The following is a 19,777-nucleotide window of genomic DNA, read 5'->3' on the forward strand; positions in this document are numbered from 1 at the left end:
GCTGTTCTGGGGTGATCGAGGGGTGTGTAACCTATCTGAGCAGTGGTCATTGAGCCCAGGAGGCTTCGCCTAGTCTGGTCTATGGCGCCGCACTGCTAATGCGGTTGGGGGTAACCCCCCCTCCCGGGTTCAAATCCCGGAGCCTCCGCTGGTGCTCGGTTCGCCGGGTGCTAGGTTACAACTGAACACGCGCCCGTAGCTCAGCTGGATAGAGCATCTGACTACGGATCAGAAGGTCAGGGGTTCGAATCCCTTCGGGCGCACGTCTGGTTGAGACAGCAAAAGCAACAGGCCCAGTTCCTCCTCCGGGAGAAGCTGGGCCTGTTGTCATTTCCGGTGCAGCGCCTTGATGGGCAGCGATCCCTGCCCGCACGGGACTGCCGGTCAGCAGGTCGTCACCGGTAGTGTCCGGTCACCAGTGTTGGAAAGGCCTGCTCGCGGGCCGCGCGGGCCCGCCTCCGGCCGGAAAGCCGGTGCCCCGTGGAAGAACACGCCGAACCGCAGCCGGAAGCCGCGCCGAAGCGCCGCGTCGTCCGGGCTGCCGATGAGCCGGTGCACCGGCTGCTGGGCTGGCAGCGGCTCGCCGGGAACCAGGCCGTGGTCGCGATGCTCGGGAAGAGCGAGCCGGCGGTGCCCGTGCAACGGCTGATGGTGCGGATGCCCAACCCCTACGGCGAGGGCATGCACAACATGGTGGGCGACGCCGAGGTCGACGAGATCGAAGAATCGCTGACCGCCAAGGGAGCCGCCGGTGCGGGCGGCAAACACGCCTGGGATGGCTCGTGGACCTTCCCGCCGACCCCCACCACCGAAGCCTCGGTCTTCTACGGCCACGGCAACCGGGCGAAGCTGGGCGGAGTCACCCCGGTCGACTTCGTCGCCGACGTCTCCGATGACCAGCGGCAGCTGAAGAAGGACACGGCGTTCAAGTTCGTGGCCTGCGGCGGCGGGAGAGCACAGGCCGCCGCAGGTACCGCCTACGGCCACGAGGTGGCCGAATTCCTGCGAGCCTCGCAGACCATCGTCCCCGGCGAGGACTGGAGTGGAGCGCTGAAAGCGACCGAGGGGCTGGTCTACTACACGAACACCTACAAGACTGTCGTGCCGGAGATCCCGCCGGCCATCGACAAGCTGCTGATCGCGCGGACCGCCACCGCCGAGTCGAACGTGCGCAAGCGTGTGACCGCCTTGGTCAGGGATCAGCTCGCCGCGGTGGCCACGGCTCAGCGGGCCCGCGACTTCGCCGAGTTCAGGGATGCGGTGGCCACCTGGTACGAGAGCGACGCCGCCTTGGCGGGCCGGGCGGCGAGCGTGCGCAAGATCGTCATCCCGGTCGCCGGGCTGTCCAACACGTGGCTGGGCGCCAAGCTGAACAGCGCCATGGACACCATGTTCGGCGGCGACGTCGGCTGGCTCAGCCTGCAGGAGGCCTTCCTGCAAACGCTCTCGTCCGGCAACTGCCTCTTCGACGTCTACCAGTTGTTCGCCGGCATCGAAGCCGACATGAAGCTGGTGGCCAAGGCGATCTGGGCCGAGTTCCGGAACGAACTCCAGCGTCAAGCCGCCGTTCCCGCGCGCGACACCGGCCCGGCGGGCAGGATCGGCACGCACGACCCCTCCACCGCAGCGAGCCCCGACGAGCGGTTCGCGAAGTGGCAGGACTTCGGCGACGTGCTGTGGACCCAGTGGAAAGCGAACCGGCTGCAGGGCGGCAACCCGACCTGACCGCTCTTCCGTGTGCGAAGCGTGACCATTCGGACGCGTCCGGCGCCGTCACCGAGCATTGGTCTTGACCATTGGCCACGCTCCGTGGTGACACTTCCGTAATTGGTCTGGACCACGTAACGTTTGCGCAAACGGCGCAAAACACCGCCCTGGTCCCCGCCGGTGGTGTTGGTGTCCGCCGTTCCTGCACCTGGCTCAAGGGAGAGCGATGTCCAGAAAGAGATGGCACCTCCTCGGTCTCTTCACCGCGGTCGGCGCGCTGGCGATCGGCCTCGTCACCGTGCCGGCGAGCGCCGCCGGTGGCGTGTCCGCGACCTTCAGCAAGGGCTCCGATTGGGGCACCGGGTACGAGGGCAAGTACACGATCAACAACGGCTCGGGCTCGACGCTCGCGACCTGGACGGTCGAGTTCGACCTGCCGTCCGGCGCGAAGATCGGTTCGCTGTGGGACGGCAGCTACACCGCGTCCGGCCAGCACGTCACCGTCAAGAACACCTGGAACGGCAACGTCGGCAACGGCGCGAGCGCCAGCTTCGGCTTCAACGTCAGCTACTCCGGCACCTACGCGGCCCCGGCGAACTGCAAGCTGAACGGCGGCTCCTGTGACGCCGGCGGCGGCACCCCGACCACCACGCCGACGACTCCGACGCAGCCGACCACCACCCCGACGACGCCGACGACGCCCACCACCCCGACGACGACTCCGCCGCCCCCGCCGGGCGGGCTGAAGAACGTCGGCTACTTCGTGCAGTGGGGCGTCTACGGGCGCAACTACCACGTCAAGAACATCGAGACCTCGGGCTCGGCGAGCAAGCTGACCCACATCAACTACGCGTTCGGCAACGTGACGAACGGCCAGTGCACGGCGAACGACGACCCGTACGCCGACTACCAGAAGACCTACGACGCCGCGGGCAGCGTCGACGGCGTCGCCGACACCTGGGACCAGCCCGTGGCCGGCAACTTCAACCAGCTGCGCAAGCTGAAGAAGCTGCACCCGGGCCTCAAGGTGATCTGGTCGTTCGGCGGCTGGACCTACTCGGGCGGCTTCGGGCAGGCGGCGCAGAACGCGGCCGCGTTCGCGCAGTCCTGCTACAACCTGCTCAAGGACCCGCGCTGGGCGGACATCTGGGACGGCATCGACATCGACTGGGAGTACCCCAACGCGTGCGGCCTTTCCTGTGACACCAGCGGTGCCGCGGCCTACAAGAACCTGATGGGCGCGCTGCGCTCGAAGTTCGGCTCCTCGTTCCTGATCACCTCGGCGATCACCGCGGACGGCAGCAACGGCGGCAAGCTCGACGTCGCCGACTACGGCGGCGCGTCGCAGTACGTCGACTGGTACAACGTGATGACCTACGACTACTTCGGAGCCTGGGCGGCGCAGGGCCCGACCGCTCCGCACTCGCCGTTGACCAACTTCGCCGGCATCCCGACGCCGGGCTTCTACTCCGACGCCGCGATCCAGAAGCTGAAGAGCAAGGGCGTCCCGTCGAGCAAGCTGTTGCTGGGCATCGGCTTCTACGGCCGCGGCTGGACCGGCGTCACGCAGTCGACCCCGGGTGGCACGGCGACCGGTCCGGCGCCGGGCACCTACGAGCAGGGCATCGAGGACTACAAGGTCCTCAAGAACACCTGCCCGTCGACCGGCACCTTCGCCGGCACCGCGTACGCCAAGTGCGGCAGCAACTGGTGGAGCTACGACACCCCGGCGACCATCGGCGGGAAGATGTCCTACGCCAAGCAGCAGGGTCTCGGCGGCGCCTTCTTCTGGGAGCTGACCGGTGACACCACGGGCGGCGAACTCATCTCCGCGATGAAGAACGGCCTGTCGTGACGCGCCGGTGGTGGCCCGCACTCGGGCTGGCGGCCGCGGCCGCCACGATCGGCGCGATGTTCGTGATCGCGCCCGCGAACGCCGCGGGCGGCGTGTCCGCGACCTTCAGCAAGGGCTCCGACTGGGGCACCGGGTACGAGGGCAAGTATACGATCGCCAACGGCTCGGGCTCGACGCTCGCGACCTGGACCGTCGAGTTCGACCTGCCGTCCGGCGCGAAGATCTCGTCGCTGTGGGACGGCAGCTACACCGCGTCCGGCCAGCACGTCACGGTGAAGAACACGTGGAACGGCAACGTCGCCAACGGCGGTAGCGCCAGCTTCGGGTTCAACGTGGCGTACTCGGGTTCGTACGCCGCGCCGTCGAACTGCAAGCTCAACGGTGGGTCGTGTGCCGCCGGGGGCACACCCCCCACGACCACGACGCCTCCTACGACGACGACCCCGCCGACCACCACGCCGCCGCCGGCGGGCGGCCGGGGCGCGCCCTACCTGTACATGGGCTGGGGCAGCCCGCCCAACCCGCAGACGGTGATGAACGCGACCGGGATCAAGTGGTTCACCATGGCGTTCATCAACGCCTCCGGTGGCTGCACCCCGGCGTGGGACAGCAGCCGGCCGCTCTCCGGCAGTGCCGACGCGAACGCGATCGCGCAGATCAAGGCGGCGGGCGGCCAGGTCATCCCGTCGTTCGGCGGCTGGAGCGGGAACAAGCTGGGCCCGAACTGCTCGACGCCGTCCGCGCTGGCCGGCGCCTACCAGCAGGTGATCAACGCCTACGGGCTGAAGGCGATCGACATCGACATCGAGAACTCCGACGAGTTCGAGAACGAGGCCGTGCAGGACCGCATCCTGGGCGCGCTGAAGATCGTCAAGCAGAACAACCCGGGTATCCAGACGATCCTGACGTTCGGCACGTCGACGACCGGCCCGAACTACTACGGCAACCGGCTCATCGACCAGTCGAAGGCCCTGGGCGCGAACGTGGACGTGTTCACGATCATGCCGTTCGACTTCGGTGGCGGCGCGAACATGTACAACAGCACGGTGAGCGCGGCGAACGGCTTGCGCGACAAGCTGAAGTCGACGTTCGGCTGGTCCGACGCCACGGCGTACGCCCACCTGGGTATTTCGGGCATGAACGGCCTGTCCGACCAGCAGGAGCTCACGGACTTGCCGACGTGGACCCAGATCACGAACTGGGCCAAGTCGAACAAGATCGCCCGCCTGGCGTTCTGGTCGGTCAACCGCGACCGCGGCTGCCCGGGCGGCGGTGTCCAGTCGGCGTGCAGCGGCATCGCCCAGAACGACTGGGACTTCACGAAGGTGACAGCGGGCTTCTGACGCTGTCGTGAAACGGCCTCCTTGCCGTCCATCCATGCCCCCACCACCGCCCTCAACGGAGGCGCTTCGCGCCGCGGTGTTGGATTCGTGGGCCGGCAAGGAGGCCTTCGCACGTTAAAGCAGCTTCACCGCTTCACCGATCGCCTGGTCCAAAATAGACAGACCCAGCGCGATCTCCTCTTCGGACGCCGTCAGCGGCGGAGCGATCCGGAACACCCCGCCCATGCCCGGCAGCTGCACGATGTTCATGTGCAGCCCCAGCTCGAGGCAGCGCTGCGTGACGCGCGCCCCCAGCTCGTCCGAGCTCCGCTTGGTTTCGCGGTCCACCACCAGCTCCAGCCCGGCCAGCAGGCCGCGGCCGCGGATGTCGCCGACCACCTCGTGGCCGGCCGCGAGCTCCTCCAGGCCCCGGCGCAGCACCGCGCCCAGCGAGAGCGCCCGCGCGTCGAGGCGGTCGCGGGTCAGCACGTCCAGCACCGTGTTGCCGACCGCCGCCGGGAGCGGGTCCGACACGTGGGTCGTGAAGAACAAGAACCCGCGGTCGTGCGCCTCCTGCTCGATGGCGGCGCTGGTCAGCACGGCGGCCAGCGGCAGGCCGGCGCCGAGCGTCTTCGACAGCGTCAGGATGTCGGGGACGATGCCGTCGCGTTCGAACGCGTACCAGTTCCCTGTGCGGCACAACCCCGTTTGGGCTTCGTCGAGGATCAGCAACATCCCGCGCTCACGGCACTTCTCGGCCAGCGCGGCGAAGTAGCCGGGCGGGGGCTCGATGATGCCGCCGGAACTGAGGATCGGCTCGACCAGGCACGCGGCCAGGCTGCCGACCGACTGCGCGTCGATCATCTCGAACCCGAAGTCCAGCTGACGACGCCAATCGAGCGAACCGGAGGCGTCGGTGAAGTCGGGCCGGTACGCGTTGGGCGCCGGGATGGCGAAGTTGCCGGGCGTGGCCGGGCCGTAGCCGCGGCGGCCCGCGCTGTAGGTCGCGCTCGCCGCCGCCTGCGTCATCCCGTGCCAGGACCGGGCGAACGAGACGATCTCGTGCTTGCCGGTGACGAGCTTGGCCATCCGGACGGCGGCCTCGTTCGATTCCGCACCCGTGGTCAGCAGCAGCGCCTTCTCCAGCGGCGCCGGCAGCGTCTCGGCGAGCCGCCGCGCGAGGTCGGCGACCGGGCGGCTCAGCATGCCGCTGAACAGGTGGTCGAGCTTCCCCACCTGCCGCCGGACGGTCTCGACGATCTCGGGGTGGGAGTGCCCGAGGATCGCGCTCATCTGGCCGGACGTGAAGTCGAGGATCCGGCGGCCGTCTTCGGTGAAGAGGAAGCTGCCTTCGGCGCGGTCGATGATCTCGGGGGTGAAGGTGCCGCCGTAACGCACGAGGTGCCGGTCGACGTCGGCCCAGAAGGATTCAGCCATGGCGTGGACGGTAGGTCCGCCACGAGTGACACGTCCATCTCACAATTCCGGCTTTCTTGTTCGGTTTTGCCGAACAACAATGGCGGGATGCTGAACCCGTGGCGCCTGCGGCTGCTGAGCCGCCTCGACACCCTGGGCACGGTCCGCGCGGTGGCGCAGGACGCCAACCTGAGCGCGTCCAGCGTGTCGCAGCAGCTGGCCGTGCTCGAAGCCGAAACCCGCACCCAGCTGCTGGAACGCACCGGCCGCCGGGTCCGGCTCACGCCGGCCGGGCTGATGCTGGCCCGGCGGGCGCGGGTGATCCTCGACCACATGGACACGGTCGAGGCGGAGCTGCGCAGCCTCGGCGAGGAGCCGGCCGGCCTGGTCCGGCTCGGGGCGTTCCAGAGCGCGATCCACACCCTGGCCGTCCCGGCGGTGACCCGGCTGGCGCACCCGCACCTCGAGGTCCAGCTGCTGGAGCTGGAACCGCACGAAAGCATCCCGGCCCTGCGCGGCGGCGACGCCGACGTCATCATCACCACGACCGACTTCGTCGAGCTCCCGCTGGGCCCCGACCTCGACATCGTCCCGCTGGCGACCGACCCGATCGTGCTGGTGACGCCGCCGGAGGCACCTCGCGGCCCGGCGGTCCTGTCGGCCTACGCGGACGCGCCGTGGGCGCTGGACGCGCCGCAGTCGTACATGGCGAACCTGACGCTGCGCCTGTGCCGCGAATCGGGCTTCGAGCCACGGGTGGTGTGCCGCTTCAGCAACTACCTGATGACGCTGCAGCACGTCGAGGCCGGCTTGTCGATCGCGCTGCTGCCCGGGCTGGCGGTGGATCGCCGCTACCGCGTGGCGACCCGCGAGCTGGCGACCCCGGTGACCCGCACGATCGCGGCGGTGGTCCGCCGGGGGACGCCGTTGCGCGCGGGCGTGAACGTCGTCCTCGACGCGCTGCGGCAGCCGCCGGAGCTGCCGGAGCTGCCGGAGTGGGTCGGGCTTCGGTCTTCTTCTCCTTGACCGGCCGTTCCGGCTCGCGCTCCACGCCGGGTTCGGTGACCACCTGCCGGCCGCCCGGACCGCCGCAAGAAGTTCAGTGCTGGTGCTCCCGCTCGTCCTGCACGGTCTCCGCGCGGGCCAGCCACAGCTCGGCCTCGTGGGCGGCACCCCGCGCCCGTAGCATGCGCGCCAGGCTCAGCATGCCCTGGACGTCGCCGGTCTCGGCGGCCCGGCGGAACCACTGCTCGGCCGTCGCCAGGTCCTCGCGGTGCTCGGCGAGGTGGCCGAGGTTGGTGAGCGCCGGGATGCTGCCGTGCTCGGCGGCCTTGCGGTACCAGGCGGCGGCTTCCCCCTCGTCGCCGCGGTTGCGGGCCAGCACGCCGAGGTTGGTCATCGCCGCCGGGTCGCCGCGCTCGGCGGCTTCGAGGTACCAGGTCTCGGCCTCCTCGAGGTCGCCGCGGCGGTGCAGCAGCAGCCCGAGCCGGGTGACCGCCTCGACGTGGCCGCCGCGCGCGCCCTGGCGGTACCACGATTCGGCGTCGCTCGGCCGGCCGAGCCGTTCGGCCTGCCTGCCGAGCTGGCAGGTGGCCGCGAGGTCGCCGGCCTGCACGGCGGAGCGCCACCAGCGGGCCGCCTCGGCGGCCTGACCGCGGTCGCGCAGCACGACGCCCAGGTCGATCATCGCGCCGGTGAAGCCCGCTTCCGCGGCCTGGCGCAGCCACGACTCGGCCTCGTCGCCCTTGCCGTCTTCGCGCAGCAGCCGCCCGAGCGCGGCCATCGACGGCAGGTCGCCGGTCCGCGCCGCCTCGCCGTACCAGTGCCGGGCGTCGTCGCGCTTGCCGCGCCGCTCGCAGGACTTGGCGAGGTGCTGCATCCCGTGCGGCTCGCCGGCCAGTGCGGCCTCGTGGTACCAGCGCTCGGCCTCCTCCTGCGCGCCGCGCTCGGCGAGGAGGTGGGCCAGCGCGGTCATCGAGACGCGGTCGCCGCCCATGGCGGCCTTGCGGTACCACGACTCGGCCTCGGGCAGCTCTCCGCGCTCGCGCATCGCCGCGCCCATCCGGGCCATGGCGACGACGTTGCCGCCTTCCGCGGCTTTGCGCTGGAAGAACTCGTCGAACTTCTTGAGCCGGCCGGGCATCGGCTGCTCCCTCCGGATGGGTCCTGCTCCGGTAGTCGCAGATGATCGGCTCCGTGTGACAGCTTCGCCGTGGGTGGGCGACGTCACATTCGCGCCAGGTCGTCGTGTCGGCGCGGTTGTCCCACGTCGGCAGAGGTGACACTACGCCGCGCGACCGCGCAGGTGAGAGGAGAAAATCGTGGCGGCCCGAGGCTTTCGGCTGAGCGTGACGCAGCGAACCCTGCTGGTAGTCACGATCTTGGCCCTCGCGCTCTTCGGGTACTGGGCGACGAGAGGCGCGGGCGCGGCGCCACCGACGTCGGGTGCGCCGGTGCCGGTCAGTGCGGCCGACGCGCAGAAGCAGCTCGACGAGCTGGCCATCGGCGCGCGGACGTCCATGGACGGCTATTCGCGCGAGAAGTTCCCCCACTGGGACAGCCAGGGGTCCGGCTGCGACACCCGCGAAGTCGTCCTCAAGCGCGACGGCAAGGACGTCAAGACCGACAAGGACTGCAGGCCGACGTCCGGGACGTGGACCAGCGTCTACGACGAGGAGACCTGGACGAAGGCCACCGACGTCGACATCGACCACATGGTCCCGCTCGGGCAGGCGTGGGCGAGCGGCGCGAAGTCGTGGACGACCGAGAAGCGCGAGCAGTTCGCCAACGACCTCACCCGGCCGCAGCTGTTCGCCGTCACCGACAACCTCAACCAGCAGAAGAGCGACAAGGCGCCCGACGAGTGGAAGCCGCCGCTGGTGGCGTTCTGGTGCACCTACGCGACCGACTGGATCGTCGTGAAGCACTACTACGGGCTCACCATCACGCAAGGCGAGAAAACCGCCTTGACCGACATGTTGCGCCGCTGCTGAGCTGGCCGGCGTGACGACTTTCGCGCTGATCCACGGAGGCGGCGGCAGCGGCTGGGACTTCCACCTGCTGATCCCGGAGCTCGCGGCTCGCGGGCACGACGCGGTCGCCCCCGACCTGCCGATCACCGACTCCTCGGCCGGCCTGGCGGAGTTCACCGAAACGGTACTGGCCGCGCTCGGCGACCGTACGGACGTCGCCGTCGTCGGCCATTCGTACGGCGGGTTCACCGCGCCGCTGGTCGCGGCGAAGGTCCGCGCGCGGCTGCTGGTCTACCTGGCCGGGATGATCCCGGCGCCCGGCGAACCGCCGGGGCAGTGGTGGGGCAACACCGGCTTCGAGGCGCCGAAGGGCCTGACCGAGACCGAGCAGTTCTTCAACGGCGTCCCGGCGGACCTCGCCGAGCAGTGCCAGGCGCATGGGCGCGAGCAGGCCAGCAAGGAGTGGGACGAGCCGTGGCCGCTGCCGGCCCACCCGGACGTCCCGACCCGGGTGCTTCTGGCCCGCGACGACCGGTTCTTCGTCCCGGACTTCCAGCGGCGGGTCGCGCGCGAGCGGCTGGGCATCGAGCCGGACGAGCTCGACGGCCCGCACTGCGTGCCGCTCAGCCACCCCGGCGCCCTGGCCGACCGTCTGGTGAGCTACCTCTGATTGATCCGTTGGGCGGTTAAAGGTCTAGACCTATTGACTGTGTGGTCCAGGCCACTTACGGTTTTGACCAGCGGCGAACCCGCTCGCGTCACCTCCATCCGGTCCCCACCACGGAGGTTCCCGTCATGCGTTTCGCGCACGTCCTCGCCCTGACGGCCATCGCCGCCGGCAGCTTCCTCGCCGCCCCCGCCGCTTCTGCGGCGACCCTGCCCGCCTGCCGGCACTTCTACACCGGCTCGATCCCCGATCGCCCGGTCACCGGCGGGCACGGACCCGGCACGCTCGTCGGCGCCGTGGACGTGGGCAACCGCCTGCCCGCGCCCGGCTCGGTCAGCGGGGGACTGGGCACCGACGGCAAGGTCGCCTTCACCTTCGCCCGGGTCGCCGGCGCGAAGGCCTACCGGGCTTTCCGCAACGGTCAAGCGCTGCAGTGGATCAGCGACTGGGGCCAGCCGACGCTCACCGTCACCGACGCCAGTCCGTGCCAGAACGCGAACTACCAGCTCTACGCCATGACGGCGGAAGACAACTCGCCGGGCTCGCTCGGGCAGGTTTCGACCGCCTACCGCCTCGACGGCGCGAACCGGCTCGCGGCCTACCGCATCCCGGCCGGCACCACGCTGAACTACCGCGTCACGGCGTACAACGACGTCGCCCAGACCGCGCTCGGCTACCAGGCCGGCCCGGGTTTCTGCGCCGTCGACGCCCGGAACATCCCGTGGGGCACCCGGTTCTCCGTGCCCGGCTACGGCGAGTGCTACGCGGCCGATATCGGCAGCTGGATCTCCGGCGACATCGTCGACGTCTGGCTGCCCGGCTCCCAGGCCGACGCCTGGGGGATCCAACGGCTGACCCTCACCGTGCGGTAGGCGTCCTGGCGGCCGAAAGGCCGTGAAAGCCTCCTTGCCGACGTCCCCAACGCCCCGGCAAGGAGGCTTTCACGGGGGTCCGGGTGGCGGAGCCCCCGGCGCGGGGCGGAGCCCCGGATGGCACGGGCTTTCACGGGGGTCCGGGTGGCGCAGCCCCGGATGGCACGGGCTTTCGCGGGGGTTACCAGCGGTCGAGGTGCAGGACCTCGTCGAGGGGCTGCCGCGCCGCCGGCTTGAACGTGTCGCCCGTGTAGAACGCCGTCGGGATCAGGGCCGCCTGGTGGACGTTCTTCGGCAGGCCCAGCACCTCCGCCGCCTCCTGCTCGTACTTCAGGTGCAGCGTCGTCCACGCCGTGCCCAGCGTGACCGAGCGGGCCGCCAGCATGAAGCTCCACACCGCCGGGAGCAGCGACGCCCACAGCCCCGCCTGGTTGCCCGGCGGCAGCTCCGAGGACGCCGTCTCCAGGCAAGGCACCACCAGCACCGGGACGTCACCCATCCGGTCGGCCAGGTACGCGACGCTGTCGCCGACCCGCTGCTGGACCTGAGCCCGCTCCGGGTCGTCCGCGAACAGCTTGCCCGCGGCGTTCGGAGAGGCCAGGTACTCCTCGCACGCCCGGCGGTAGATCTCGCCGAGCGCGGCCCGCTGGTCCACATCGGTCACGACCAGCCACTGCCACCGCTGCGTGTTCGAGCCGCTCGGCGCCTGGAGCGCGACCTGAATGCAGTGCTTGACCAGGTCGAGTGGCACCGGGCGCTCGAGGTCGAGGCGCTTGCGGACGGTCCTGGTCGTGGTCAGGAGCTCTTCGGGCGTCATCATCGGCCCATCATGCCGGGCCTACCAGCGATCGTGCACCAGCGGCCGGATGAGCTCGTCGTAGGTTTCGCGGACGGCGGCGGTCGCCTCGGCGGAGAGCGGCGGCAGCGCGGCCGCGGCGGTGTTCGCCTCCGCCTGCCCGGCGTTGCGGGCGCCCGGGATCACCGTGCTGACGCCCGGCTGGTCGATGATCCAGCGCAGCGCGAACTGGGCGAGCGTCCGGCCGGACGGCACCAGCCCGCGCAGCCGTTCGACGGCTTCCAGCCCGACCTCGTACGGCACGCCGGAGAACGTCTCGCCGACGTCGAACGCGTCGCCGTGGCGGTTGTAGTTGCGATGGTCGTTCTCGGCGAACGTCGTGCTCGCGGTGTAGCGCCCGGACAGCAGGCCGGAGGCCAGCGGCACCCGCGCGATGATCCCGGCGCCCGCTTCCGCCGCCGCGGGCAGCACGCGCTCGAGCGGCTTCAACCGCAGGCAGTTGAGGATGATCTGCACCGAGGCGACGTTCGGGCGCGCCAACGCCGTCAGCGCCTCTTCGCAGGTCTCGACGCTCACGCCGTAGGCCTTGATGCGGCCTTCGTCCACCATCGCGTCGAGGGCGTCGTACACCGCGTCGGAGGAGTACACCGGCGTCGGCGGGCAGTGCAGCTGGACCAGGTCGAGCGTGTCCACGCCGAGGTTGCGGCGCGACCGGTCGTTCCACTCGCGGAAGTTCGCGGCGACGTAGTTCTCCGGCACCTGCTCGACCCGGCGGCCCATCTTGGTGGCCACGAAGACGTCCCCGCGCTCGGCGAGGAACCGGCCGACCAGCCGCTCGCTGCGGCCGTCGCCGTAGACGTCGGCGGTGTCGAAGAAGGTGACACCGTTGTCGGCCGCCGCGTGCAGCACGCCCAGCGCGTCGTTCTCGTCGACCTCGCCCCAGTCCGCCCCGAGCTGCCAGCAGCCGAGCCCGACAACGGACACCTCGCGGCCCAGGCGGGCGATCTTCCGGTTCTCCATGTTGCGATCCAAGCACACGACCGGCGCCTATGATCGGCCGTCATGGCCATGACGGGTGATCCGGAGCGGCGGGGTCCGGAGGGGCTCGGGACCCGGATGCGGCACGTCCTCGAGATCCTCGACGGCGACGTCGCGCGCTTCCTCGCCGACATCGGCCTCGACGACTACCGGCCGCGCTACTCGCCGGTGGTGCGGGCGCTGCTCGCGCGCGGCCCGCTGGCCATCCGCGACCTCGCCGAAGAAATGCGCGTGACGCACTCGGCGGCCAGCCAGACCGTCGCGCAGATGCACCGGGCCGGGTTCGTGAGCCTCGAGCCGGGCGTCGACGCCCGGCAGCGGATCGTGTCGCTCACCGCCCGGACGCGCGAGCTGCTGCCGCTGATCGAGGCGGAGTGGACGGCGACGACCGAAGCGACGGCGGCACTGGAAGCCGAGTTGCCGTACTCGCTGCGCGCCCTGCTGGACGACATCGTCGAAGCCCTGGAGCGCAAGCCGTTCCGGCAGCGGATCGGCGAGACCACCGCCGCGCAAGAGCTGCGCTGATCAAACGTGCTGATCAGGCGTCCGGCAGCGGGAAGACCGCCCAGACGTACTTGCCGCCGGGGCAGCGTTCGAAGCCCCAGTCCAGCGACAGCGCCTGCACCAGGACGAGCCCGCGGCTGCGCGCCTCGGCGGGGGACGGCGCCCGCAGCTCGGGCAGCATCCGGCCGGTGTCGTGCACCCGCAGCGTCAGCCGGCCGGCGGCGTACTCGAGCTCGAGCCGCTGAGGCCGTTCGCCGTGCTCGAAGGCGTTGGTGACCAGCTCCGACGTGGCCAGCAGGATGTCCTCGAGCTGCCGTTCGCCCACGCCGAGCCGGAGCAGCGCCGCCCGGACCTCGTGCCGGGCCAGCGCCGGCGCCGTGACGTCGGCGGGGAGGAGCACCCTCAGGGGGGCGGCGGCCGTGGCTGTACGCTGCGGCGTCCTCGACGTCGTCATCCGGTCCCCCTCCCAGTGAGTTCGGTACCGCCCGCCAAGTACCCAAGCGGCCGATCGGCTAATCAGGTGCCGTCGGCCAGCTCGGATTCGTCCAAGCCGGACCGCAGTTTCTTCAGCGTCGCGGCCAGCAGCCGCGACACCTGCATCTGGGACACCCCGACACGGCGGGCGATGTCCGACTGGCTCATCCCCGAGCCGAACCGCAGCGCGACGATCTTGCGCTCCCGCTCCGGCAGGCTCTCCAGCATCGGGCGCAGCGCCTCGCGCAGCTCCGCCTGGCCGAGCTCGGCGTCCGGCGCCCCGAAGCGGGTGTGCGCAGCGTTCTCCAGCAGGTGGTCCAGCGAGGCGCCGTAGCGGCCTTGACCGGCGCGGAGGCCCTCGTAGACGTCTTCGATGGGCACCCCGAGCCGCGCGGCGATCTCACTCGGCTTCGGGGCACGCGAGAGCTGCACGGTGAGCTCTTCGCGCGCGGCCGAGATGTTCGCGTTCAGCTCCTTGAGCCGCCGCGGCACCCGCACCGACCAGCTGTTGTCCCGGAAGTGGTGCCGCAGCTCGCCGGAGATGGTGGGCACGGCGAACGCCAGGAAGTCCGTCCCCTGCGCGGGGTCGAACCGGTCGACGGCGTGGATGAGCCCGACCGTGGCGATCTGGACCAGGTCCTCCATCGCCTCGTCGCGGTTGCGGAACTTCCGGGCCAGGTTCCGCGCCAGCTCCAGGTGCGTGCGCACGAGGGTGTCGCGGATGCGTTCGCGCTCCGGCGAGTCCGCCGGCAGGGCAGCGAGACGGGTGAACAGCGCGCCGACGTCGAGGTCGTTCCCGCTGCTCCCGGCGGGATCGCTCACGAGTCCGCCGCCTGGCTCTCCCGGACGAGGTCCACCCGGGACAGGTAGCGGCCGTTCTCCGGGGTGATCGTGCGCTCGGCCGTCGTCGCGAGGGCGGTCAGCAGCTGCCACGACAGGCCGGCGTCGTCCTCGTGGTCGGCGCTGTCGGCCAGCACCGACACGGAGACCTCGATGCGCGGCCCGTTCCAGGAGAAGACACAGGTCAGCCTGCCGTCCGAGCTCGCGGGGAGCAGCAGCGAGCAGGCTTCGTCCACCGCCATCCGGAGGTCCTCGACGGCGTCGAGGTCGAAGTCCTGGCGCATCGCGATGTCGGCCACGATGGTCCGCAGCGTGGGCACGACGTGCGGGATCGCGGCCGTTCGCACCTCGATCACCTGCGCACCTTCCGGGACGAGCGGGGCGTTGTCCTCCACGTTTGTTCCTTTCTCCGCACTCGCGCTGCCGGGGATCGGCGGTGTCTGCCACGCCCGGTCAGCGAGATGCCCGTGGTGTGAGCAAACCAAACCCGGGTTTGATCCGCTCCACCGGCGGGCATGTAGCGGTCGACATGCTGATCCTGGGAAAGGCGGGGACGACATGGCTGACGTGAGCCGGCTGCCCAACGTGGTTGCTGAAGAGTGGGAATGGCAGCTGCGCGGCTCGTGCCGGGGTGCGGACAGCAGCCTTTTCTTCCACACCGACAACGAGCGGGGTTCGGCGCGAGAGCGGCGCGAAGCGCGGGCGAAGGCCATCTGCCAGGCCTGCCCGGTGCTGGCCCAGTGCCGCAAACACGCGATGACCGTACAGGAGCCGTACGGCATCTGGGGCGGCCTCGGGGAGATCGAGCGGCGCCAGCTGTTCCTGCGCCAGCGCAGGGCGGCGCGGAAGACCATGAGTGCGCACTGAGCAGAGCGCTGAGCAGGCAGGATTTGATCGTCGGTGAGCAGTACAGGCGAAAGGGTGGCGGCCGTGGCGGGCGCGGTCGCTTCCTGGGTTAGGGTTGGCCCCGGAGTTGCCTTGACCGTGCCCGGCGCAAGCTTTGGGAAGGCACGGTGACACGGTTGCCGCTTGAGACAACAGGCGCGTACCCGGCGCAGGAGCAGCGCCTGACGAGGAGAAACTGCATGCCCGCAGCCGACCAGAACGCCACCCCGCCCGGGTTCGGCATCACGCTGGACACCGACGCGACGGAACCCCGGGTGGTGGTCACCGGCGAGCTCGACCTGCTGACCAGTCCGCAGCTGCAGGAGGCCCTCGCCGGGCTGATCGCGGACAAGCGCGCGCAGCGGGTCGTGGCCGATCTGACCGGGGTGACCTTCTTCGATTCCTCCGCGCTGAACGTGGTGCTCCGCGCACAACGCCAGGCCGGCGAGCAGGATGTCGAACTCGCGGTCGTCCCCAGCCCCGCGGTGAGCCGCGTGATCGAGCTCACCGGCGTGGCCGAACACCTGAGCGTGTCGGAAGACCCCCAAGCCTGACCGCCCGCTACGGTTCCGCGGACTGATTTCGGTTCGCGGAACCTGGGGGCGGCACGATGATGGGGCGGACGCATGCCCTGACCGGCTGGTGCGCGGGCTTGGCCCTGGCGCCCGCGGTGGGGGCGGGTTCGGTGCACCAGGCGGTCGTCTTCGCGGCGACCACGGCGGGCTTCGCCCTGCTGCCGGACCTCGACCACCCCGGAGCGAGCGCGTCCCGCCTCCTCGGCTGGCTGACGGGCGCGTTGTCCTGGCTGCTGCGCCGCGTCTCGGCGGGCTTCTACGCGCTGACGAAGGGCCCGCGGGACGAGAACGTCTCCGGCAAACACCGCCACCTGTCCCACACCGTCCTGTTCGCGGCTGGCCTGGGCCTGCTGACCTCGTGGGGCACCACCGAAGGCGGCCCCTGGGCCGTGGTGGGCGTGGTCGTCTTCGGGCTGATGCTGGCCGAAGGCGCCCTGGGCGACTGGCTCCTCCCGGTGAGCGGCGCCGCGGTGGCGTGGTGGTTCTTCACGGCTCCCCCCGATCGGGCGGGTGAACTGGCGTCCATTTCGGGCTGGCTCGGGATCGCCGTCGCGGCCGGGTGCCTGACCCACTGCCTGGGTGACGCGCTGACCGAAGCCGGGTGCCCGTTCCTGTTCCCCATCCCGATCGCCGGCGAGACGTGGTACGAGATCCGGCCGCCGCGGGTGCTGCGCTTCCGGACCGGCAAGAAGGTCGAGAAGCGGCTGATCTTCCCGGTGTTCGCGCTGCTCGGGGTGCTGCTGGTCCCGGGGGTGTGGGAGCACACGGTGAGCACCTTCGAGCGGCTGTTCATCCCGCCGTCGAGCCAGCAGGCGACCACGCCTTGATCCGTTCGGCGGCCACCGCGTAGTCCCCGGGTAGGCGGTGTGTCCGTTTTGGACGATGAGAATCCATGACGTGGGCTGCTTCGCCGGCCTGCGTCATGCGGTCGAATTCGGCCACCGGCGCCGACGGGCGGAGTTGCGGCCTTCGAGGCCGCCCGCCGTCCCAAGAGCAGCCCCCGCCCTATCCCGGGGGGCGTCCCCTGGTCCAGTTTATCGCCCCTGGCCTGCAAAAACGGGTCCCCGGCAAATCTGTGGACAACGCAAGCCGATGTGGACTACTCCGCGATTTGCGGCGATTCCGCCTTGACAACTCGCTCGCCGCCCTCAGGGTTCGAGGACCTTGCGAGCTTGGCCGCCGCCGAAGTGTCCGGGTAATCGCGGTACGAAGTGATCTCACCCTCCACGACGGTGATGAGCCCCACTGACGACGGGAACTCGATCCCCGGGCCGGAGACCACCAGCTCCACCACGAAGCCCGACTCCGCCAGGGTGGTGGTGACCTGCGCTTTCGTCAGCCCCGCTGCTCGCGCCCGGACACCTCCGGCCGTCAACGTCGCCACGACTGCCTCGCGGCCTTCGATCCGCTCCCCCAGGAACGGGACTTCGTACACCGCGTCGGCGGCGAAGAGCGAAGCGAACGGGGCGACGTCCAAGGTGGACAACCCCGAACGGACCAAGGCGGCGATTTCGGGCACGGTGCGCGGCATCGGAATTCTCCTGGAAGACTGGACGTTGAATCGGAACGGTGGACCCGCTTAGGACGATACGGAGTTCCCGCTCCGGTTGTCAACGAGGAGACGTGATGGAGAAGATGCGCGCCGACGCGCGGCGCAACCGGGCCAAGGTGCTGGCCGCCGCCGAAGAGGCCTTCGCGCTCGATGGCCTCGCCGTGCCGCTCGATGACATCGCGCGGCTCGCCGGTGTCGGGGCCGGCACCGTCTACCGGCACTTCCCCAGCAAGGAAGCCCTGTTCCAGGCCGTCGTCCTCGAACGGATCCAGCAGTTCGCCGAGGAAGCCCGCGCGCTCGCCACCGCCGAAGACCCCGGTGCGGTCTTCGTCGACTACTTCGTCCGGGTCATCAAGCAGGCGTCGCTCAACCGCGCCATCTGCGACGCCCTCGCCGAGTCCGGGGAGCACGCCCTCAAGGCCGGCGCCGGCGACGAGTTCCGCGCCGCGCTGGCCGAGCTGCTCGCCCGGGCGCAGGCCGCCGGCGCCGTCCGCCCCGACATCGACGGCGACGACCTGCGGGCGCTCATCGTCGGCTGCCTCGCCGTCGAGCGGTACGCGCCCGGGAGCGCGCACCTGGTTCGCGTGGTCATCGACGGTCTGCGGGCGTCAGATCGCGCAGCTTCCGCAGCGGCGACCACACCATGATCGCCGCCGAAGCCAGCACGCCGGCCGCCGCGATGTGCAGCGTTGCCCGCATGCCGACCGTGCCGGCCAGCGTGCCGCCGAGCAGGCTGCCGAGCGGCACGATGCCGAACACCAACGTCTGGGAGATGGCGTTGACCCGGCCCAGCAGCTCCGGCGGCGTGACGGCTTGCTGGAAGCTCACGCCGAAAACGCTCAGCACGATCACGCTGTAGCTGCTGAAGAACCCGGCGACGACGTAGCAGGCGAGCGCCCAGCCGCGTCCGGTGAACGGGTAGAACTGGTACGCCAGGCCGAAGAGCACCGCCGCACCCCACAGGGCCCGCGCCTGGCCGATCCGGTCCCCGAGCCACCGCGCGGTCAGCCCGGCGGTGAGGGCGCCGGTCAGCGACGCCGTGCCGAGCACGCCGATCACCCAGGGCGAGAGCCCGACCTCCCGGGCGAGGAAGACGATCACGATCGCCAGGTGGGCCGACTGGAAGAAGCTCGACACGGCGCCGTGCGCGCTGATCGCCAGCAGGACGCGGTCGTCACGGACCAGTCGCAGCCCTTCGCCGATTTCGCGCAGCAACCGCCGTTCCCGCGGCTCGGGCCGCCTGTCCGGCGTCTCGATCCGGCGCAGCCAGAGGGCCGACCACAGGTAGCTGACAGCGTCCGCCGCCAGCGCCGCCGCGGTGCCCAGCGCCTGGACGATCACCCCGGCGAGGCCGGGGCCCGCGACCGCCGCCAGCGACCGGTTCGTCTGCAGCCGGGTGTTGGCTTCCGGCAGCTGCTCGAGCCGCACCAGCTGCGGGACGTAGGTCTGGTGGGCGACGTCGAAGAAGACGCCGAGCAGGCCGACGCCGAGGACCACGGCGAGCAGCTGGGCCATGCCGAGCACGCCGAACAGGGCGGCGACCGGGACCGAGGCGATCAGCACGGCCCGCCCGGCGTCGGCGGCGATGAGCACCGGCCGGTGGCGGATCCGGTCGCACCACACGCCGACCTGCAGGCCGAGCACCAGGTACGGCAGCGTCGCCGCGGTCCGCAGCAAGGAGACCTCGAAGACCGGCGCGTCGAGCACGGTGACCGCGAGCAACGGCACCGCCAGGACGTCGATCCGGCTGCCGAGCTGGCTCGCGAGGTCGGCGAGCCAGAGGCGCCGGAAGTCCCGGTTCCGCAATACCCCCATGGATCCAAGCTGGCACGTGCGCGCACTCCACGCAAGAAAGTTGAGCCGACCCGGCTCCAGGTGCACATCGGGTAACACGACGTAAGATCAAGGCGAGTTAGTCCTCGTACCTGCGCTGCACGTGGCGAGGGGGTGCCCGGATGACCAGCCGACCTACCTGGGGCTCCGCCGCGGTCACCGGCCTCGCGGGCTTCGCCACCGGATTGCTGGTGGCGGCCACGCTCGTCGCCGGGCGGCCCGCTCCGCGCACCGCCGAGACCACCGATCCGCCGCCGACGAGGACCGTTTCCGCGGTGCCCGTCACGGTCACCGAGTCCGCGCCGGCCGCCACCGTCACCTCGGTCGAGACGCCGCCGGCGACGACCACCACCAGCGTCGTCGAGGTCACCCTGCCGCCGGCGACCTCGGTCACCTCCGTCACGCCGACCTCGACTTCGTCCCCCTTGCCGCTGACCTCGATCTGGCGCGACTGACGGTGCAACCCGGC

Annotated in this window: 22 protein-coding genes and 2 tRNA genes; 15 read left to right on the top strand and 9 right to left on the bottom strand. The window is 70.7% G+C overall.

Translation table 11 applies throughout. From position 1 onward, the window contains the following. Positions 1-58: 58 nt before the first annotated feature. The 5 genes from ISP_RS01315 (at position 59) to ISP_RS01335 (ending at position 4,905) form a co-directional block, all read left to right on the top strand. Positions 59-148, top strand: a tRNA-Ser gene (locus ISP_RS01315). Between the two features lie 41 nt (positions 149-189). Continuing rightward, positions 190-263: transfer RNA gene (locus tag ISP_RS01320), tRNA-Arg, on the top strand. Between the two features lie 217 nt (positions 264-480). Further along, positions 481-1,725, top strand: coding sequence for a hypothetical protein (locus ISP_RS01325; protein ID WP_013222226.1), 1,245 nt, complete (start codon positions 481-483; stop codon positions 1,723-1,725). A 208-nt stretch (positions 1,726-1,933) separates the two neighbouring features. Continuing rightward, complete coding sequence (locus ISP_RS01330) at positions 1,934-3,562, top strand: glycosyl hydrolase family 18 protein (RefSeq protein ID WP_013222227.1); 1,629 nt, start codon at positions 1,934-1,936, stop codon at positions 3,560-3,562. After that, positions 3,559-4,905: a cellulose binding domain-containing protein gene (locus tag ISP_RS01335; RefSeq protein ID WP_013222228.1), complete on the top strand. Its 1,347-nt coding sequence runs from the start codon at positions 3,559-3,561 to the stop codon at positions 4,903-4,905. Before ISP_RS01330 ends, ISP_RS01335 begins: the two co-directional genes overlap by 4 nt. A gap of 114 nt (positions 4,906-5,019) precedes the next feature. Here ISP_RS01335 and ISP_RS01340 read toward each other — a convergent pair whose 3' ends face one another. Continuing rightward, complete coding sequence (locus ISP_RS01340) at positions 5,020-6,321, bottom strand: aspartate aminotransferase family protein (protein ID WP_013222229.1); 1,302 nt, start codon at positions 6,319-6,321, stop codon at positions 5,020-5,022. Between the two features lie 87 nt (positions 6,322-6,408). Between ISP_RS01340 and ISP_RS01345 the strand changes: the two genes are divergently transcribed. Then, positions 6,409-7,326: a LysR family transcriptional regulator gene (locus ISP_RS01345; RefSeq protein WP_013222230.1), complete on the top strand. Its 918-nt coding sequence runs from the start codon at positions 6,409-6,411 to the stop codon at positions 7,324-7,326. A 73-nt stretch (positions 7,327-7,399) separates the two neighbouring features. Here the strand turns inward: ISP_RS01345 and ISP_RS01350 are convergent, their stop codons facing one another. Beyond that, positions 7,400-8,443 (bottom strand): SEL1-like repeat protein, encoded by a 1,044-nt coding sequence (locus tag ISP_RS01350; RefSeq protein WP_013222231.1) that lies wholly within the window; start codon positions 8,441-8,443, stop codon positions 7,400-7,402. Positions 8,444-8,621: 178 nt separating this feature from the next. On the opposite strand from ISP_RS01350, the gene ISP_RS01355 reads away from it, so the two are divergent. The 3 genes from ISP_RS01355 (at position 8,622) to ISP_RS01365 (ending at position 10,811) form a co-directional block, all read left to right on the top strand. Next, positions 8,622-9,293 (top strand): HNH endonuclease family protein, encoded by a 672-nt coding sequence (locus ISP_RS01355; RefSeq protein ID WP_013222232.1) that lies wholly within the window; start codon positions 8,622-8,624, stop codon positions 9,291-9,293. 10 nt (positions 9,294-9,303) lie between these two features. Then, entirely contained in the window at positions 9,304-9,942 is a 639-nt protein-coding gene (locus tag ISP_RS01360) for an alpha/beta fold hydrolase (RefSeq protein ID WP_013222233.1), read from the top strand. 125 nt (positions 9,943-10,067) lie between these two features. Continuing rightward, positions 10,068-10,811 carry a 3D domain-containing protein gene (locus tag ISP_RS01365; protein WP_013222234.1) on the top strand — a complete coding sequence of 248 codons (744 nt, stop codon included), beginning with the start codon at positions 10,068-10,070 and terminating at the stop codon, positions 10,809-10,811. A 181-nt stretch (positions 10,812-10,992) separates the two neighbouring features. Here the strand turns inward: ISP_RS01365 and ISP_RS01370 are convergent, their stop codons facing one another. Together ISP_RS01370 and ISP_RS01375 are read right to left on the bottom strand one after the other, a co-directional pair. After that, the gene (locus ISP_RS01370; protein WP_013222235.1) at positions 10,993-11,631 is read right to left on the bottom strand and encodes a nitroreductase family protein; all 639 of its coding nucleotides are present in this window, start codon (positions 11,629-11,631) and stop codon (positions 10,993-10,995) included. 18 nt (positions 11,632-11,649) lie between these two features. Further along, complete coding sequence (locus ISP_RS01375) at positions 11,650-12,627, bottom strand: aldo/keto reductase (RefSeq protein ID WP_013222236.1); 978 nt, start codon at positions 12,625-12,627, stop codon at positions 11,650-11,652. Between the two features lie 42 nt (positions 12,628-12,669). Here ISP_RS01375 and ISP_RS01380 point away from each other — a divergent pair, with 42 nt between their 5' ends. Continuing rightward, positions 12,670-13,170, top strand: coding sequence for a MarR family winged helix-turn-helix transcriptional regulator (locus ISP_RS01380; protein WP_013222237.1), 501 nt, complete (start codon positions 12,670-12,672; stop codon positions 13,168-13,170). A 13-nt stretch (positions 13,171-13,183) separates the two neighbouring features. On the opposite strand, the gene ISP_RS01385 is transcribed toward ISP_RS01380, so the two are convergent. From ISP_RS01385 to ISP_RS01395, 3 genes are all read right to left on the bottom strand, one after another. Then, on the bottom strand, positions 13,184-13,603 hold the full coding sequence (locus tag ISP_RS01385) for an ATP-binding protein (RefSeq protein ID WP_013222238.1): 420 nt from the start codon (positions 13,601-13,603) through the stop codon (positions 13,184-13,186). A 62-nt stretch (positions 13,604-13,665) separates the two neighbouring features. Further along, positions 13,666-14,445 (bottom strand): SigB/SigF/SigG family RNA polymerase sigma factor, encoded by a 780-nt coding sequence (locus ISP_RS01390; protein ID WP_013222239.1) that lies wholly within the window; start codon positions 14,443-14,445, stop codon positions 13,666-13,668. Beyond that, positions 14,442-14,858 (bottom strand): ATP-binding protein, encoded by a 417-nt coding sequence (locus ISP_RS01395; protein ID WP_013222240.1) that lies wholly within the window; start codon positions 14,856-14,858, stop codon positions 14,442-14,444. The genes ISP_RS01390 and ISP_RS01395 overlap by 4 nt, the downstream gene beginning before the upstream one ends. A gap of 163 nt (positions 14,859-15,021) precedes the next feature. On the opposite strand from ISP_RS01395, the gene ISP_RS01400 reads away from it, so the two are divergent. From ISP_RS01400 to ISP_RS01410, 3 genes are all read left to right on the top strand, one after another. Then, positions 15,022-15,330, top strand: coding sequence for a WhiB family transcriptional regulator (locus ISP_RS01400; protein ID WP_013222241.1), 309 nt, complete (start codon positions 15,022-15,024; stop codon positions 15,328-15,330). A 218-nt stretch (positions 15,331-15,548) separates the two neighbouring features. Then, positions 15,549-15,902 (top strand): STAS domain-containing protein, encoded by a 354-nt coding sequence (locus ISP_RS01405; protein WP_003078104.1) that lies wholly within the window; start codon positions 15,549-15,551, stop codon positions 15,900-15,902. A 59-nt stretch (positions 15,903-15,961) separates the two neighbouring features. Then, positions 15,962-16,750 carry a metal-dependent hydrolase gene (locus tag ISP_RS01410; protein ID WP_034284974.1) on the top strand — a complete coding sequence of 263 codons (789 nt, stop codon included), beginning with the start codon at positions 15,962-15,964 and terminating at the stop codon, positions 16,748-16,750. A 272-nt stretch (positions 16,751-17,022) separates the two neighbouring features. Here the strand turns inward: ISP_RS01410 and ISP_RS01415 are convergent, their stop codons facing one another. Next, entirely contained in the window at positions 17,023-17,454 is a 432-nt protein-coding gene (locus tag ISP_RS01415; protein WP_013222243.1) for a nuclear transport factor 2 family protein, read from the bottom strand. A gap of 95 nt (positions 17,455-17,549) precedes the next feature. Here ISP_RS01415 and ISP_RS01420 point away from each other — a divergent pair, with 95 nt between their 5' ends. Further along, positions 17,550-18,122, top strand: a complete 573-nt coding sequence (locus ISP_RS01420; protein ID WP_014466526.1) for a TetR/AcrR family transcriptional regulator — start codon at positions 17,550-17,552, stop codon at positions 18,120-18,122. Here ISP_RS01420 and ISP_RS01425 read toward each other — a convergent pair. Continuing rightward, positions 18,064-19,290, bottom strand: a complete 1,227-nt coding sequence (locus tag ISP_RS01425) for an MFS transporter (protein ID WP_013222244.1) — start codon at positions 19,288-19,290, stop codon at positions 18,064-18,066. The genes ISP_RS01420 and ISP_RS01425 overlap by 59 nt on opposite strands. Before the next feature lie 140 nt (positions 19,291-19,430). Between ISP_RS01425 and ISP_RS01430 the strand changes: the two genes are divergently transcribed. Then, the gene (locus ISP_RS01430) at positions 19,431-19,763 is read left to right on the top strand and encodes a hypothetical protein (protein WP_176742104.1); all 333 of its coding nucleotides are present in this window, start codon (positions 19,431-19,433) and stop codon (positions 19,761-19,763) included. The last annotated feature ends 14 nt before the right edge of the window (positions 19,764-19,777 follow it).

Origin of the sequence: Amycolatopsis mediterranei (genome assembly GCF_026017845.1) — a bacterium.
In the GTDB taxonomy this organism is placed as follows: Bacteria; Actinomycetota; Actinomycetes; order Mycobacteriales; family Pseudonocardiaceae; genus Amycolatopsis; species Amycolatopsis mediterranei.